This window comes from Phaeobacter sp. CAU 1743, assembly GCF_039839315.1.
GTDB lineage: Bacteria > Pseudomonadota > Alphaproteobacteria > Rhodobacterales > Rhodobacteraceae > Phycobacter > Phycobacter gallaeciensis_A.
Genome location: NZ_JBDOQR010000012.1, coordinates 36,869 through 53,221, shown reverse-complemented (window position 1 = coordinate 53,221; position 16,353 = coordinate 36,869). Strand labels below are relative to the sequence as shown.

The window sequence follows — 16,353 nt, the reverse complement described above, 5'->3', positions numbered from 1 at the left end:
GACTCATTGCGCACAAATGCAATCAGCGGCGTATCGCAAGCCGCGCCGTGAGCCATGTCACCAGCATCATGGCAAAGTCGACCGCCAGCCAGGGGCGCAGCGCAGCGCCATCGGACATTTCATAGGGCATCAAGTAGAGCGACAGTCCGTAAAGACTGGTGGGAGAGGCAAAGACCAGAAGCGCGGTGACGTTGTTGAAGAAATGCACCGCGATGGCAGGTCCCAATGTGCCCGCCCGCGCGGTCAGATCCGCCATCATGCAGCCGAACACCCCGGCCCAGAGGGTGATCAACAGCGCATTCTCTCCGGCCTCGGCCGGCAGGTAATGGCCCAGCGCGAACAGGGCCGACGGGCCAAGGATCCAGACCGCCGGGCTTTTGAAGCGCGCCGCAAGCCCCTGCTGGATATAGCCACGAAAGACGATTTCCTCGGCACTGGTCTGGATCAGCACCACCAGCAGCGACACCGGCAACAGCGACAGCCACAACCCCGGTTCCAGATTGGGCTGCAGCGGTTCCCCCATGTCATAGGGCGGCAGCAGCGACAGGGCGATGCCCAGCGCCAGAAGGTACAGGCTAACCCGGATGAACTGCCAGACCAGCGGTCTCGGATGACCGACGACCGACAGGAAGGACCGATCCTGCAACAGCCGCGCGCACAGCGCCACGCCCACGGTGATGAACAGGAACCCGCCCAGAAGCACCAGCATCGCCCCCGGCGTGCTGCCATCGCGCAGCCCCTGCAGCCAGACGCCGGGGAACAGCGCCGCCAGCAGCGGCAGCACTATCGAGGAGAGGGCAAAGCTGATGAGGTAGATCAGAACCAGCCCAAGCCCCAGCCGCCACAGCTGCGGTTTCCTGCGGGCGCTGCGCACCAGCGCCTCATGGGCAGAATAATTCTGTCTATTCAGCATTCGGATCCGCATCCTTCAGAGGTCTGTCTTCACTAATCGTACCGCCCGTTTGGTGAGCAATGGACACCATTTTGTCCCGGGCAGTGGCCAGATTACCCGCCACCGTCTCTAACAAGCGCAGAGCGACGTTGATATCGCTTTCGATCACCGCGCGGTATTCCGCAGCACCGATGCGCAGGAAACGGCAATCCTCGGTGGCGCGCAGGTTCATGGTCCGCGGCTGATTCAGAATCACCGCCAGGTCCCCGATCAGCCGCCCCGGTTCGATCACCGTCACCGGCGGCGCCCCGGCGGGCGCATCGGGGAAGGTCAGATCGGCCCGGCCCGACAGGCACAGGTACACTGCATCACCGCTGTCGCCGTGGGAAAAAACCATCTGTCCGGCCGGAACCTCGTGCCAGCCAGCCGAAAATGCCAGAAGACGCTGGTTGCGCGCATCCAACTGCGAGAACAGCTCGGTTGCGGCGATGATATCGAACTTGGCAGAGAAATCCGCCGCGGCGGCGCCTTCCGGGCTGCCCAGTGGGCGCCGCTCGACCCCGTCGATCCGGCCATCGCGGATTTCGACATAAAGATCGTAGCGCTCCGGGTGCTGAATGGTGTCTTCCATGAAGACCATCGTGGTCTGCGGCATCAGATCGCGCAGCTTTTCGCGTGTACGCAGCCGGTTTTCCGCCGTGTGGCTGGCCAATACCTTGTCCAGGATCAGAATGTCCGGCCGTTTGATCGCGGCGCGGGTAAAGGCGGCCCGTTCCTGAAACACCGGCTCCAGCAGCGATCCGCCCAGTCCGGTCGGCAGATCGTAAAGGATCAACGCCAGCCGTTTGCGCAGCCCGTGGGTATCCAGCACCTCGGCCACCAGCGATTCAACCTGCGCTGCCCGCGCCCCAGCCCGCAGCGAGATCTTGCCGAAGAGAACATTTTCAAGAACCGTCAGCCGCGGAAAGTAGGATTTCGGATCCAGAGGTCGGAACAAGCCGCCGGTCTGGGCGATCAACTGGGCCGCATGACTCTGGCGGATTTTAAGGATACGTTCCTTGAACCCGGCCGGTAGCCCGCTGCCGATCTGCTCTTCAGTCAAAAGGAACGGCACCGTCATCAGCAGCGCCTGCTCTGCCTCGGGCAGATCATCAGCCCCCTGCGCGGCATAGCGTTCGGCAGCGCTGCAAATCCGGCGATAGAGATCTTCTTCAAGGCCAAGCCGCTGGAACAGCGGGTGATCGATATCTTCGCGCCCAAAGGTCTTGATCAGGGTTTCCACCACGCCAAGACCGATCCCCATGGTTTCCCCGGTCAGCCCTTGCTCGCGTACCAGTCGCAGCAACAGCCCGTCCGGTGCCAGCAATTCTTCGACCGGGATGTCGCGCGACGGCGCCGCAAACAAAAGGTTGCCCGCCAGTGGCATGGCAGGGTTGAAACGCTCGGGATCGAAATGGTGGACGGCATCATCCAGACCTTCGGCCTCCAGCCGTTCACGGATCAGCGGGCGCAGGCGGATGATATGCTGCACCAGCGCCGGGTGGGTGCCATCCTGGAACCGCGCGTGCAGGGTGCGCTGGAACAACTGCTCGTCGATGCCCATTGCCTCGATCAGTTGGAACCACCAATCGCGCACATCGCCTTCGGATCCCAGCCCTGCCAATTCGGGATTGACCCAATCCGCCTCCAGAAGATCGCCACTGTTGCCTGCGCGCTTGGATTCGACCTGTTTGCGAAGGGTGGCCTGATCCCGGCTGATCTTGCCCGGGCGGCTGCGCAGCGGCATCAGCACGTTGTCGCCAAGTGATCCGGAAAACAGATAGGGATGCGAATAGGCATAGCCGATCCGGGCCGCGATCACCCCCTGATGCAGGCTGTCGAGCCGGTGCCCCGAGACCTGAATGCTGCCCTGCGACGGCAAGGTTTCACGGACCAGCAACTGGCCGAACGCCGCACGCTCTGCGTCACTGGTGCTTTTGACCGCAACGCGGGCGCCCGCCGGAATGGTCAGCGAAATATCCTGCAGGACCACCGTCCCGTCGGCATCGCGCACCGAGACATTGCGCAACTCGATATCGCCGCGCAGATGCGGGATCTCGCTCGGCTCGCCTTCGATCAGCTCGGCATCGATCATGCCGCGCGGCGCGAACCGCTCCAGCATGATTTTCCAGCGCAGACTCATGTCCTGCACCTGATTGTAATAGGTCAGCAGTTCCTTCCACGGGGCCGACAGATCCTTGTAAGCGGCCAGCGCCGCCACCAGCGCGCCCACCGTGATATCGCCCCGGATCGCCAGCACCCCGCCGGCCGAATAAAACACGAAGGGTGTCATATGGCCGATCAGGTTGTTGAGGAACTTCATGAAGTATTTTTTGGTGTAGATCCGGCGGCGGATCTCGAACAGACGCCCCAGCCGGTCCGACACTTGCGCCATCCGGTAACGCCAGCCGCCATTGGCGCGCAGATCGCTCATCCCGGCGGCGGTTTCTCCGATTTCCGAGGCCAGCATCCGCACCTCCTGGATGCGGTCCTTGTTCAACAGGTTGATCTGCCGCTGCAACATCGGGATCAGCCAGGCCTGCAGCGGGATCAGCGCGATCGAGACCAGCCCGAACCAAACACTTTGCATAAACAGGAAGGCCACGATGGTCAGCATCTGCCCCAGCTGGAACACCGGCTGCGCCACCGCATCCCCCATCAACCCGCCCATGGGTTCGCTTTCGGAAGTGATCATCGACACCAGCTCACCCTGGCTGGTGGTGCGGAAATAGGGTTTCGGGAACCGCAGCATCCGGTTGATCAGCGTGTAGCGCAGCCGCCGCAGCAGGCGTTCGGCTACGATCCCCTTCAGCGTGTTGAGCCGCATCTTCATCATGCCGCCGATCACCACCGCTGCAAGGAAGCCAAAGCACAGGATCAGCAGGTATTCCACCTGAGCGATATCTTGACCCCAGACCATGATGACAGGCGTTTCGGCCCCGATGGCGTCGTTGATGATCCGCTTGGGCAGCTCCAGCGAGGCGTAGAGAAACGGAAAGGTCAAGACCGTCAGCGCCAGCAAGACCAGCTGCTGGCGGCGCGAATACGCCCAAATAAAAGAAAAGAGAGTCGCGGGCAGATCCTGCGGGCGCTTAAGCGGCCCGCTGCCCGCCCTCATGGGCGTCGGACGTTTCATCGTGATACCTGTGCCACGGCCGGGCCTGTGCCGGTCTGAAAGAATCCTGCGTAACTATGCATCTGGCTGCGCCTTGGCAAGGTACCCCTCGGGCGGGTGTTCACTCTTGTCGTAAGTGTTTCAGGCCTTTATCCCTTTTGTAAACGCAGGATAACGATAATCTGATGCCGGGGGGAGCAGGGGATCTGCGCGACAAAGCAATCATGACGGCTGTCACAGGCACGATCAGGACAATGTGCTCTGCGCGGCGGGACAGTATGCCCTGCGCGCAGCAGCGCCCGCAACCCCGTCTGGGCATTGTTGCGCTTGGTCTCTGCGCCCTGCTCAGCGCCTGCGGCCAGGTGCCCGGCGGCGGATTTTCTTTTGCGGCGCCCGGTGGCACAGGTACGCCTTCCAGGCTGACAGAGGTCCGCATGCAGGGCGCCGAGGTGGTGCTTGCGGCGCCACGAGGTTATTGCTTTGACCCCAAGATGCTGCGGCGCGATGCGGCAGACGGGTTTGCCCTGCTGCCGCGCTGTGACCTGCTGGGCGGGCCCGGTTTCTTTGGCAGTCGCAACGCGGGCGTTATCACCGCCACTATTGGAGAACTTCCGGCCAAAGGCAGGGCACCGTCAGTTTCCGATCTGGCCGACAGCACGCCCGGCGCCCATATCGTCGCCCGCCGCGAGAATGGCCCGTTGCCCCTGGTTAAATTGGATATGCCGGGACACAGCGCCGCCGGAGCCAGCCCCGAACATTGGCGCGGCGCCATGGTGCTGGAGGGTCACGTGATCGTGCTGGCGCTTTATGCCCCGGCAAAAAGCCCCCTGCTGACCGAGCGCGGCGCCGCGCTGCTGGAGCAGATGGCGGAGCTGACACGGGAAGCATCCCGACCAGAACCCGCCCCCGAGGAAGTCGCACAACGCACCCCTGCAGATCGCAGCCCCCGCCGCACCGCCTCAGGCGCATTGCGTCCCCTCGCCCGCCCTGATGCCCGGGCCAGTCATGCAGGCGCACCCGAAGGTGACAGTGGCGGAAAACTCTCCCTAAGAAAGCGGATTGCCGGTTTATTTGACTGATGTTGCAGGGCTAGATTGGCGCAGGCACCAACCGCAACACCACCACGGCAACGATAAAGGCAGGGCAACCAAAGTCATGAGCAGGATCCTGGACAAACTGCTGCACCGCCGCGCCTTGCGCCGTTGGCGCCGGATCGTTGCAGGAGCTGGCAGCATTTCCCTGACCGAATTGCGCCGCCAACGCACAGAGGCGCGACAACTCAAGACCGAGCTGGACCAGCTGATCCATGTTGCGGACGGACGTCTCGCCCTGCCGCAGATCGGCTCCTCCTCCTTTGCGCGCCCGCATGGCACCGATTGGTCCTGGCGCCCCGAACCCTGGCGCGGGCCGCTGCCGGTCGCTGGTCTGTCTTCGGTCCCGTCCAAGGCCAAGCTGGGCGAGGATGTGCAGATGTTCCACGATTGCAGCTATTCCGAGCTGACCCTGCGCCAGCTGCGCAACACCCGTGAAGAAGACCTCGCGCCCTTTGGCCTGCGCATGGATGTGTTCAGTTTCGATGGTTCCTTCCTGTCGCTGGTGGTCGCCTTGCCCAAGGACGCGGGCAGCGGGCTGACCCGGCAACATCTGATCCGGGTCGACAGTATCATCGAAACCGAGAAACCGCTGGAAATCTTTGCCCGGCTCAACATCAGCCATGGCCCCAACACCGAACAGATCGTGCGGGAACTGCCGCTGGGCGACCGCAAGGTGACGGTCGAGTACGATCTTGCCTATTCCAACCTCAACGAAAAGCGCATCGAGAATATCTGGCTGGACCTGATTTTCGAAGCACCGGACATGAACCAGGTGGTCTTGCGCGACCTGACTTTTGCGCGCCACCGCCGCGCCAACCTGTGAGGACCCGTGACATGAGCGACCTGAGCGTCACCAAGATCCGCTTTCGCAATGGCAAATGGGAAGGCCGGATCAGCAACGCCCCCGTCACGGGAACACCGCCGGACATCCTGGTTCTGTATCTGGATCAGCCGGTTGAACAGGTCGCGCTCAGCGAAGGCAGCCGCGACGGCGAATGGGAGCTGGTCATCACCGTACCCACCGAAGCCATCGCCGATGGGGTGCACAGCTTTGTCATCACCGACGCGGCGGCGGACCAGACGCTGGCGCATTTTACCCTGATCGGCGGTGATGTGGCAGCCGAGGATATGCGCTGTGAAGTGGAGCTGCTCCGGGCCGAGCTTGATATGCTGAAACGCGCCTTTCGGCGTCACTGCGTGGAAACCGCCTGAGGCCGTGCACGCTTTGCAAGGTCGGCTTCGATTTCAATGAGCCGCTGTTTGCGCCACAATCCGCCGCCATAGCCAGTCAAGTTGCCATCCGCCGAAAGCACCCGGTGACAGGGCACCACCAGCGCCAGCTGGTTGCTGCCATTGGCCCGCGCCACCGCGCGGCTGGACGAAGGGCGGCCAAGCTCCTGCGCAATCTGGGAATAGCTGCGGGTCTCTCCTGCCGGAATGGCCCGCAGGTAATCCCAGACCTCGCGCTGAAAGGCGCTTCCATGCAGCGCGATGGGCGTTTCGAACCGGGCGCTGTCACCGCTGAAATAGCGCTGCAGTTCTTCAGCGACCTGCTGGGTGGGCGCAGGCCGTCCAAAGCCAATGCCGCCTGGCTGCGAGGATTGCAGTCGGGCCATTTCCTGCGGCAGCGCCTTGCGGTCGGCAAATTCCAGCAGATGCAGCCGGTGCGGACAGCTGACCGCGATCATCGCGCCCAGCGGCGTGTCGATCCAATCCGCCAGCAGCAGCGCGTCCTGCCGGAAGCTGCCCGGCGCCAGCCCGGTCAGCCGGGCAAAGGCCGCGCGAAAGGCTGAAGGGGACTCGAACCCCGCTTCGATCTGGGCGGCAATCACCGGCTCTCCAGCCTTGAGCGTGGTAAAGCCTTCGCGCAGGCGTCGCTGGCGGGCCATTTCCAGGAAGGTCATCCCGAAATGGCGCCGGAAACTGCGCCGCACGGTAGAGGGATCAAACTCCATGCGCGCCACATCCCCTTCGCGCCAGCGATAGGCGGGGCGCTCCTCCAGCGCCGCCAGAAGCTGCTGCACCATCGGATCCTCCCCGGCTGCCGCCGCCAGCGGCGTGCAGCGTTTGCAGGGACGGAACCCGGCCTCGATACAGGCGCCGGGTGTGGCGTGGAACTGGCAGTTCTCACGCTTTGGTTTACGCGCCGGGCAGCTGAGGCGGCAGAAGATCCCCGTCGAGGTCACGCCCACATAGGCGCGCCCTTCATAGGTTTCATCACGCGCCAGCAGCGCCGCATAAAGCGTTTCGGAATCAGGCAGGTCGAACATCATGCCCTACCCTAACGCAGACCGGTGCCAGTTGCCGCCGGTTTCCGGGCATCTCTTCTCATCAAATGCAAGGAAACGGAGGATACCGGCCTCTCTCCGGCATCGCGCACCTCGGGCCTAGGCACACGGAGAATCTGCCCATGATATTGAATAACAGTTGAGCGCACACTTATTTTATAGGGAGTTCGGGAATACCGACTGGATCCCCGGCAAGGCCTGTGCCTGGCCAGACGGTGAACGGCTGATGGTCATAAGATGCAGAGGCAAGACCATGCTGCCTGCATAAGGAGGAAAGTGACATGAAACTTTTGGCGACAGCAGCGACAGCTGTTCTGATGGCATCCCAGGCATTTGCCGGTTCATACGAAACAAGATGCGAAACCCAGATGGTGCCGTATCAGGAGACCGTCAAAGGCGGCAGTCCCGAAAAGGTCATTGGCGGGGCGATTGTTGGCGGCGTGATCGGCAAGGTGGTGACCGACAAGAATGCCGGCGCTGCCGTCGGTGCGATTGTTGGCGGCGCCATCGCCAATGAAACCAGCAAGAACACCGTCACCAAATACAGAGAAGTCGAGACCTGCACCAATGTCTTCATTCCGGACCGCATCACCGATGACGCGCAGCTTCAGAAGGTCTTGCTGGATCTGAATGACGGCAAACCCGTCAGCAAGGAAATGACCATGGACGCGCAATACACGATTGGCGTGGCCTACGATGGCAAATGGGGGCCGAAGTCTCAGCTGGCGGCAGAGAAATATCTGGCAAACCTTGCGCCCGACGCGCCGCTCTATTCGCTGGTAGTCAATGACGTGGTCATCGTCAGTTCAGCCGACATCAATGCAATCGATGAGATCAGGGCAGCCCTGCTTGAGGCTGGTGTTGCTTCGCAGATCTTCACCGATTTGAAGTGACGCCCTGACAGCGGACGGGTTCAGCCCCCGATACCATACATCCGGTCTCAGGGGCCTACGCCTGCATAACAAAACCATTGAAAAAGGCCGCCCCGGATGGAGCGGCCTTTGGACAATCAGGTGGATTTTGGGATCAGTCGTTCGGACCCAGCGCCGACAGACCTTTTAGGATGTCAATGGCATAGGCCAGCTGATAATCCTGTTCGCGCAGCTCGGCGGCCTTTTCGGCCTTGGCGCGGTCTTCTTCGATCTGACGGATTTCATCCTCGGTCAGGCTGTCGTTGTTGAGACGCCCGCGCAGGTCCGCTTCGGAGCGGGAGCGGTTTGCAACCGAGCTTTCCTCTTCTTCCTCGCCAACACGACGGCGAGGCTGCTCGACCACGATGTCGGGGCTGACGCCCAACGCCTGGATCGACCGGCCCGACGGCGTGTAATAGCGTGCAGTGGTCAGGCGCATGGCGCCATCGCCCCGCAGCGGCATCACGGTCTGAACCGAGCCTTTACCGAAGGATTTGGTACCCACCACAATGGCGCGGCGGTGATCCTGCAGCGCGCCCGCGACGATTTCCGACGCAGAGGCAGAGCCGCCGTTGATCAGTACCACGATCGGCTTGCCACCCGACAGATCGCCGGGCGTCGCGTTGAAGCGTTCGCCATCTTCCGGGTTGCGGCCACGGGTCGACACGATCTCTCCGGTTTCAAGGAAGCTGTCGGCCACCTGGATCGCCTCGGTCAGAAGGCCGCCCGGGTTGTTGCGCAGATCCAGAACGATGCCGTTCACATTGTCGATGCCACCGGCGGCTTCGATCTGCTCTTTCAGACCGGATTCCAGGTTCGGCGTGGTCTGACGGTTGAAGGTGGTGATCCGCATCACCACAGTGTCGCCTTCGGTGCGGGCACGCACGGCGGTCAGTTTGATGGTGTCGCGGATGATCGACACGTCAAAGGGTTCCGCCTCACCTTCGCGCACCACTGTGATGATAATCTCGGAGCCGACCGGGCCGCGCATCATTTCCACCGCTTCGTCCAGCGACAGACCGAGGACGCTTTCGCCATCCACGTGGGTGATGAAATCGCCCGCTTCGATCCCGGCCTCATCGGCGGGGGTGCCATCGATGGGCGAGACAACCTTGACGAAGCCCTCTTCCTGGGTGACCTCGATGCCGAGACCGCCGAATTCACCGCGCGTCTGCACCTGCATATTGGCGGCGTCGTCGGGCGACAGGTAGCTTGAGTGCGGATCTAGCGAGGAGAGCATGCCGCCAATGGCAGCTTCGATCAGCTCTTTCTCGTCGACCTCTTCGACATATTGGGAGCGGATCCGTTCAAAGATGTCACCGAACAGGTCCAGCTGTTCATAGACCGTTGTCTCGCGGGTGCTTTCCTGCGCCAGCAGCGGGCCTGCGACATAGGTTGTTGCAACGATCCCTGCCAGCGTGCCGCCAAATGCGGCCATCGCAAATTTTTTCATGAAACCTTCATCCACCTTTTCCGGTGCGGAACCACGTTTCCGGGTCCACCGGACTGTTGTCCATTCTGACTTCTATATAGAGCGTTTCTGTGCGGTCAGTTCCACCCCCTTCACCGCTTAGTGACAAAATCGCACCAGCCTGCGGGGTCTGACCGCCCATCAAACCCACCGGGGTACCTTCGGGAATGACCTGACCGGCGGTGCCATAGACCTCTGCCAGCCCTGACAGGATAAACAGCGTGTCCGGCTGCGGTTCCAGAATCACCACGTTGCCCAGATCCAGCAGCGGCCCGCGATAGCGGATCGTCGCCGCCGTGGGGCTGGTCACCAGCGCCCGCGGACGGGCCGCAACCAGCAGACCCGGGCGGGCAATCCCGGCAGCATCGCGGTCGCCATAGCCGCGCAGCACCAGCCCTTCGACCGGCAGCGGCAGATCGCCGCGCAGATCGCTGATGTCGGCGCGGCTTTCGATCACCGCACCGTCGGCAATTTCCGACAGCCCGCTGGCAAAGCCGGACAGTGTCTCGGTCGAGGAGATCAGCACCGCCGTGCGCATCGGATCCTCGGTAAACCGCCGTGGCAGATCGGTGCGGTCGGCAATCGCGGTCGAAAGCGCGGTGCGCGCCTGCTGGATGCCGCTCAGCCCCTCTTCCAGCTTGCCAGCCGCCGCCTGCTGCAACAGGCGCAGGGTCTGCACCTCTTCCAGATCCGCGCGCAGCGCCTCGGCCCGCGCGTTGAGCCCCGGTGCAACCTCGGCCAGCATCATCGCCGAGCGCGCCGCGCCCAGCGGCCCCGAAGGATGCAGCATCAGCACCGGCGGCGAGGAGGTTTCAATGGTCTGGATGACCCCCAGCAGCTCGGCAATTTCGCCTTCGCGCGACTGCAATTGCGCGGTGAGCTGGGTTTCCCGCCGTGCCACGCCGCGCAGCCCGTCCCGCATGGCAGCCAGACCGGCCTCATAGGCGTGGATCGTCTCGCTCAGCGCCTTGACCCGGTCGCGGGCGCCATCGGCCTGTTCCATCCGCAGCGTTGCTGCCTCCAGCTGGGCGGCGGCCTCCCGCGCGGCGCGGGCAGCTGCCGTCTCGGCGCGCAGCGGTGCGGCCATCAGCAGGCACAGGGCCAGCCCCGGGATCAGGCGAAAGGCACGGTCAATCATGCAAGCAGGCTCTCTCCGGTCATCTCATCCGGTTTCGGCAGGCCCATCAGCTCCAGCAGCGTCGGCGCCAGATCCGCCAGCCGTCCGTTGCGCAGCTTGGCGCCTTCGGGGCCGCCGACCAGCGCCAGCGGCACCAGATTGGTGGTATGAGCAGTGTGGGCGCCGCCGGTTTCCGGGTCAATCATCACTTCGCAATTGCCGTGGTCCGCAGTCACCAGCATGGCGCCGCCCGCCTTTTCCAGCGCTGCGACGACCTTGGCCAGCCCCTGATCCACCGCCTCGCAGGCCTTGATCGCCGCCGGAATATCGCCAGTGTGGCCGACCATATCCGGGTTGGCGTAATTGGTGACGATCAGGTCATAGCCCTTCTCGATCGCCTCAACGAATTTCTCGGTCACCTCAGGCGCCGACATTTCGGGTTGAAGGTCATAGGTCGCGACCTTGGGCGATTTCGGCATGTAACGGTCCTCGCCCACCTCCGGCTCTTCCTTGCCGCCATTGAGGAAGAAGGTCACATGCGGGTATTTCTCGGTCTCGGCCAAGCGGAACTGAGTGAGTCCCTGTTTCGCAACCCATTCCCCCAGCGTATTGACGATGGGCGCCTTGGGATAGCAGGTGGTCATATAGGCGTTATGTCCTTCGGAGTATTCCACCATTCCCAGCAGCCCGGCCCACTGCGGACGCGGGCCGGTGTCGAAATCGGCAAAGCCCGGCTCGCCGATAGCGCGCAGGATCTCACGCGCGCGGTCGGCGCGGAAGTTGAGACAGAAGAAGCCATCCCCATCCTGTGCGCCCGTGTAGCCCGACACCACGCTGGCGCTGATGAATTCATCAGTTTCCGACTGGTTATAGCCGTGATCCACCGCGTCGTGGGCATCGCGCACCGCACGGCCCTCGCCCTTGATCATCGCATCATAGGCTTCCTTGACGCGTTCCCAGCGGTTGTCGCGGTCCATGGCATAATAGCGCCCCGTGACCGTGGCCACGCGGGCACCTTCGGGCATCTTTTCCTTCAGTTCCTCGAAATAACCAAAGGCCGATTTCGGGGCCACGTCACGGCCGTCGGTCACGGCATGCAGCCAGACCGGCACGCCTGCGTCGCGGATCGCTTTGATCGCCGCCAGGATATGGGTGATATGCCCGTGCACCCCCCCGTCCGAGACCAGCCCCATCAGATGCGCGGCGCCGCCGGTTTTCTTCAGCTTGGCGATAAACTCCTGCAAGGCAGCATTGTCAAAGAAAGAGCCGTCCTCGATCGCAAGGTCGATCTGGCCCAGATCCATCGCCACCACCCGGCCGGCGCCGATATTGGTGTGGCCGACCTCGGAGTTGCCCATCTGCCCCGAGGGCAGACCCACATCCGGCCCATGGGTGATCAGCCGCGCGGTGGGGCCGTTTTCCATGATCGCATCAAAGGTCGGCGTCTTGGCCAGATAGGGCGCATTCGCCACCCCCGGCTCCCCGGCGCCCCAGCCATCAAGAATACAGAGTACGACGGGTTTGGGGACAACGGGTTTCGGTCTGCTCATCGGTTCATCTCCGCCATGGTCGGGCTGTGTCAGCGTTGAGAGGCCTTCTACAGGCTTGCCGCGAAATGGGAAACCGCCGTTAGCGCCAGATGTGGCAAAGGGCGCAGGTAAGCGTGAGGGCCGCGCCCGACCCTCCCCCATGGGAGGGCGCTTTGCACCCACCCAAGGTCGGGCGCGATCCCTGGCTCGGTGCCGCTTACCCCTCTGGCGTCAGGATATGCCGCAGCAGCGCAACAGGATGGGCACGCAAAGACAGGCGCATGGCGACGTAATCCTCTACCACCTCTTCGCCCAGAGTCATCTGCGGCAGATGGGCGGTGGGTTCATCAATGGCCTCACCTTCCAGTTCGCGCTCGAACAGCGGCAGGGGTTTCTTTGCGGTAATCGCCTTGGCCTGCCACAGCGCCTCACGACGCGACAACCCCAGCACGGCAAAGGCATCGGCCTCGGCCAGTCGTTCGATCACCGGCGGCGGCAGGCCCGCCTTACGCCAGACGTCTTGCACCTCGGTATAGCCATTGCCGCGCGCCGCCGTGAGCCAGCTGACATCCTCATCGCTCAGCCCCTTGATCTGGCGAAAGCCAAGGCGCAACGCCAGCCCGCCCTGCCCGTCCGGCTCCATCACATTGTCCCAATAGCTGGCGTTGATGCAGATGGGGCGCACCTCCACCCCATGGGCGCGGGCGTCCCGCACGATCTGCGCAGGCGCGTAGAACCCCATCGGCTGCGAATTCAAAAGCGCGCAGGCAAAGATCCCCGGATGGTGGCATTTGGTCCAGGCCGAGGCATAGACCAAGAGCGCGAAACTGGCGGCGTGGCTTTCGGGGAACCCATAGGCGCCAAAGCCTTCGATCTGGGAAAAGCAGCGCTCGGAAAACTCCGCATCATAGCCATTGCGCGCCATGCCGCGCAGGAACAGGCTGCGGAATTCCGACACATTTCCGTGCTTGTTGAAGGTCGCCAGCGAACGGCGCAGCCGGTCGGCCTGCTCGGGGGTGAAGCCCGCCCCCACCATGGCGATCTGCATCGCCTGCTCCTGAAACAGCGGCACGCCCATGGTCTTGCCCAGCACCTCACCCAACGCATCGGAAGGGAACTCCACCGGCTCCTCGCCATTGCGGCGGCGGATATAGGGATGCACCATATCGCCCTGAATGGGGCCGGGGCGGATGATCGCCACCTCGATCACCAGATCATAGAAATTGCGCGGTCGCATGCGCGGCAGGAAATTCATCTGCGCCCGGCTTTCGACCTGAAAAACGCCGATACTGTCAGCCCGGCACAGCATGTCGTAGACCGCCGGATCCTCGGGCGGCAGCGTCGCCAGCGCGTAATCCAGCCGGTGATGCTGCCGCATCAGGTCAAAGGCCTTGCGGATGCAGGTCAGCATGCCAAGGCTTAAGACATCGACCTTGAGAATGCCCAGCGCGTCGATATCGTCCTTATCCCAGCAAATGACCGTGCGCCCCTCCATGGTAGCGTTCTCGATCGGCACCAACTCGTCCAGTCGGCCCGCGGTGATGATGAATCCGCCTACATGTTGGCTAAGGTGCCGCGGAAAGCCGATGATCTGCCCCACCAGATCCAGCGTCTGGCGCAGGCGGGGCGCGTCGGGATCCAGTCCGATCTCGCGCAGGCGGGCATCGCCGCCGCCGCTGCGGTCAAAACTGCCCCACAGCTGCGAGGACATGGCAGCAATGGTATCTTCGCTCAGCCCCATGGCGCGGCCCACCTCGCGGATGGCGCGCTTGCCCCGGTAATGGATCACCGTCGCGCAGAGCCCCGCCCGGTGGCGGCCATAGCGGTCATAGATCCACTGGATCACCTCCTCGCGGCGCTCATGCTCAAAGTCCACATCGATGTCGGGCGGCTCATCGCGGGCCTCGGAGACAAAGCGCTCAAACACCATGGTGCCGGTTTCCGGACTGACCGAGGTGACGCCCAAGCAATAACACACCACCGAATTCGCCGCCGAGCCGCGCCCCTGACACAGGATCCCGCGGGAGCGCGCGAAATCGACGATGTCGCGCACAGTCAGGAAATAAGGCTCGTATTTCAAACGGGCGATCAGGGTCAGCTCATGCTCCAGCATGTCGCGCACCTTTGGCGGCGCGCCTGCGGGATAGCGCCAGATCAGCCCCTCTTCTGCCAGACGGCGCAGACGCGCGGACGGGGTTTCACCCTCCAGCCCCTCATCCGGATAGTCATAGCGCAACTCATCCAGCGAGAACGTGAGCCGCGCTGCGAGATCCTGCGCCCGGGTCAGCGCCCCCTCATGCCCGCGAAAGATCCGCTGCATCTCATGCGGTGCACGCAGGCGCTGTTCGCCATTGGCAAGGGCGGCGCGGCCCAGATCCTCGACCCGGCAGCGCAGGCGAATGGCGCTGAGCACATCCGCAAGGCGGCGGCGCGACCCGTGGTGCATGCGCGGGGCGGCGCTGGCAATCGTGGATAGGTTCAGCGCATTTGCCTGCTCCTCCAGCCTGGCAAAGCGACGCCCATCCCGCCCATCATAAGCAGGTGCCATCATCAGGTGCATCCGCCCGGCAAAGCGGCGCGTTAGCGCCTCCATATGCGGCGCCCATCCGCCCGCGCCGCCCGGTAGGTGTCCCGCCGGTGGCAAAAGCAGCAGGTGCAACCGCTCGCCCTGCTCCAGAAGATCAGCCAGTTCCAGATGACAGGCACCTTTCTCGGCCCGCAACCGCCCAGCCGAGATCAGCCGACACAGGCTCCCCCAGCCTGTACGATCCTCTGGCAAGGCGATCAGCGGCGGCGCATCGGCGAACACCAGCCGCGCTGCCGGGATCAGCCGTGGCACCGCATAAATCGGAAAGGAGGGCGCGGGTGACACATCCGCAGGCCGGGGCGGCCCGATGGGCGTATTGTCCCGGTCCCAGGCCTGTCGCTCTGCCACACGCCGGGCAATATCGCGGCAATGGCTGTGCGCGCGCACGATCCCCGCCACCGAATTCTCGTCTGCGATCGCCAGCGCCTCAATCCCCAGCCCCACCGCACGCTCCACGTACTCCTCCGGGTGCGACGCCCCGGTGAGAAAGGTGAAGTTGGACAGAATCGCGAATTCAACAGACATGCCTCCAGTATATATTCACGTTTTGTTCTCATTTCGAGTCACCCATTCCGCTACAGGGTGCCGCCCCGCGGATCCCGCCCGAAGGGGGATCCGCGCCACGCCCAACCGGGGAAAATCCGGCCTTGCCGGTTTTGAAACAGGCGGGAGCCTCTGCCTGCTTTCACCATCAGCCAGATGCGCAGGATCCGGGTCGCCACCGCCCTGACACTGCGGGCAATGTCGCGTCAGAACAGGAGACAGACATGCTGACAATCACCGCCCTTACAACCGACACCGCCCGCGCCCTGCAGGCCGGAGGCCTTGATGCAAACGGCCAGACACCGGAACGTAGCACATCAGGCGGAGCCGGAAATCCCTGCCGCCACTGCCTGCGCTACATCCCCGAAGGCGCCGGGATGCTGATCCTTGCCCACCGTCCCTTTCCCACCCCGCAGCCCTATGCCGAGGTCGGGCCGATTTTTCTTTGTGCAGAGGAATGCTCCCGCCACGAAGGGGACGCGATGCCCGAGGTGCTGCAAGGCTCTCCCGATTATCTGATCAAGGGTTACGGACAGGATGACCGTATCGTCTATGGCACCGGCGCGGTGGTGGAGGCGGAGCGCATGATGGGACAGGCCGAGGAGATCTTCGCCGATCCCCGCATCGCCTATATCCACATCCGATCGGCCCGCAACAACTGCTATCAGGCGCGAATTGATCGAGAGTGAATGCAAGTAGGCCAGCGCCCGACCCAGGGTGGGTGCAACGCGCCCTCCCTGGGCGAGGGTTGGGCGCTGCCCGGCCTG

At 63.3% G+C, this 16,353-nt stretch carries 12 protein-coding genes; 5 read left to right on the top strand and 7 right to left on the bottom strand.

The window, feature by feature from the left end; all coding sequences use genetic code 11:
- Window positions 1–22 precede the first annotated feature (22 nt).
- Together AAFO90_RS07050 and AAFO90_RS07045 are read right to left on the bottom strand one after the other, a co-directional pair.
- The gene (locus AAFO90_RS07050; protein ID WP_347508922.1) at window positions 23–913 is read right to left on the bottom strand and encodes a type II CAAX endopeptidase family protein; all 891 of its coding nucleotides are present in this window, start codon (window positions 911–913) and stop codon (window positions 23–25) included.
- Window positions 903–4,049 (bottom strand): ABC transporter transmembrane domain-containing protein, encoded by a 3,147-nt coding sequence (locus tag AAFO90_RS07045; protein WP_347508954.1) that lies wholly within the window; start codon window positions 4,047–4,049, stop codon window positions 903–905. Before AAFO90_RS07045 ends, AAFO90_RS07050 begins: the two co-directional genes overlap by 11 nt.
- A 182-nt stretch (window positions 4,050–4,231) precedes the next feature.
- Between AAFO90_RS07045 and AAFO90_RS07040 the strand changes: the two genes are divergently transcribed.
- From AAFO90_RS07040 to AAFO90_RS07030, 3 genes are all read left to right on the top strand, one after another.
- Window positions 4,232–5,125 (top strand): hypothetical protein, encoded by an 894-nt coding sequence (locus AAFO90_RS07040; RefSeq protein WP_347508921.1) that lies wholly within the window; start codon window positions 4,232–4,234, stop codon window positions 5,123–5,125.
- 76 nt (window positions 5,126–5,201) lie between these two features.
- Complete coding sequence (locus AAFO90_RS07035; RefSeq protein WP_347508920.1) at window positions 5,202–5,963, top strand: DUF6478 family protein; 762 nt, start codon at window positions 5,202–5,204, stop codon at window positions 5,961–5,963.
- Between the two features lie 11 nt (window positions 5,964–5,974).
- Window positions 5,975–6,352 carry a hypothetical protein gene (locus AAFO90_RS07030; protein ID WP_347508919.1) on the top strand — a complete coding sequence of 126 codons (378 nt, stop codon included), beginning with the start codon at window positions 5,975–5,977 and terminating at the stop codon, window positions 6,350–6,352.
- Here the strand turns inward: AAFO90_RS07030 and AAFO90_RS07025 are convergent.
- Window positions 6,331–7,413, bottom strand: coding sequence for a trifunctional transcriptional activator/DNA repair protein Ada/methylated-DNA--[protein]-cysteine S-methyltransferase (locus AAFO90_RS07025; RefSeq protein WP_347508918.1), 1,083 nt, complete (start codon window positions 7,411–7,413; stop codon window positions 6,331–6,333). The two genes, AAFO90_RS07030 and AAFO90_RS07025, sit on opposite strands and share 22 nt — an antisense overlap.
- A gap of 296 nt (window positions 7,414–7,709) precedes the next feature.
- Here AAFO90_RS07025 and AAFO90_RS07020 point away from each other — a divergent pair, with 296 nt between their 5' ends.
- Window positions 7,710–8,321: a glycine zipper 2TM domain-containing protein gene (locus AAFO90_RS07020; RefSeq protein WP_347508917.1), complete on the top strand. Its 612-nt coding sequence runs from the start codon at window positions 7,710–7,712 to the stop codon at window positions 8,319–8,321.
- Between the two features lie 133 nt (window positions 8,322–8,454).
- Here the strand turns inward: AAFO90_RS07020 and AAFO90_RS07015 are convergent, their stop codons facing one another.
- From AAFO90_RS07015 to AAFO90_RS07000, 4 genes are all read right to left on the bottom strand, one after another.
- On the bottom strand, window positions 8,455–9,792 hold the full coding sequence (locus tag AAFO90_RS07015; protein WP_347508916.1) for a S41 family peptidase: 1,338 nt from the start codon (window positions 9,790–9,792) through the stop codon (window positions 8,455–8,457).
- 7 nt (window positions 9,793–9,799) lie between these two features.
- Complete coding sequence (locus AAFO90_RS07010; protein WP_274838203.1) at window positions 9,800–10,948, bottom strand: peptidase M23; 1,149 nt, start codon at window positions 10,946–10,948, stop codon at window positions 9,800–9,802.
- On the bottom strand, window positions 10,945–12,477 hold the full coding sequence (gpmI, locus tag AAFO90_RS07005) for a 2,3-bisphosphoglycerate-independent phosphoglycerate mutase (protein WP_347508915.1): 1,533 nt from the start codon (window positions 12,475–12,477) through the stop codon (window positions 10,945–10,947). The genes AAFO90_RS07010 and gpmI overlap by 4 nt, the downstream gene beginning before the upstream one ends.
- Window positions 12,478–12,673: 196 nt before the next feature.
- Complete coding sequence (locus AAFO90_RS07000) at window positions 12,674–15,568, bottom strand: error-prone DNA polymerase (protein ID WP_347508914.1); 2,895 nt, start codon at window positions 15,566–15,568, stop codon at window positions 12,674–12,676.
- A 242-nt stretch (window positions 15,569–15,810) separates the two neighbouring features.
- Here AAFO90_RS07000 and AAFO90_RS06995 point away from each other — a divergent pair, with 242 nt between their 5' ends.
- The gene (locus AAFO90_RS06995) at window positions 15,811–16,275 is read left to right on the top strand and encodes a DUF1203 domain-containing protein (protein WP_274830386.1); all 465 of its coding nucleotides are present in this window, start codon (window positions 15,811–15,813) and stop codon (window positions 16,273–16,275) included.
- The last annotated feature ends 78 nt before the right edge of the window (window positions 16,276–16,353 follow it).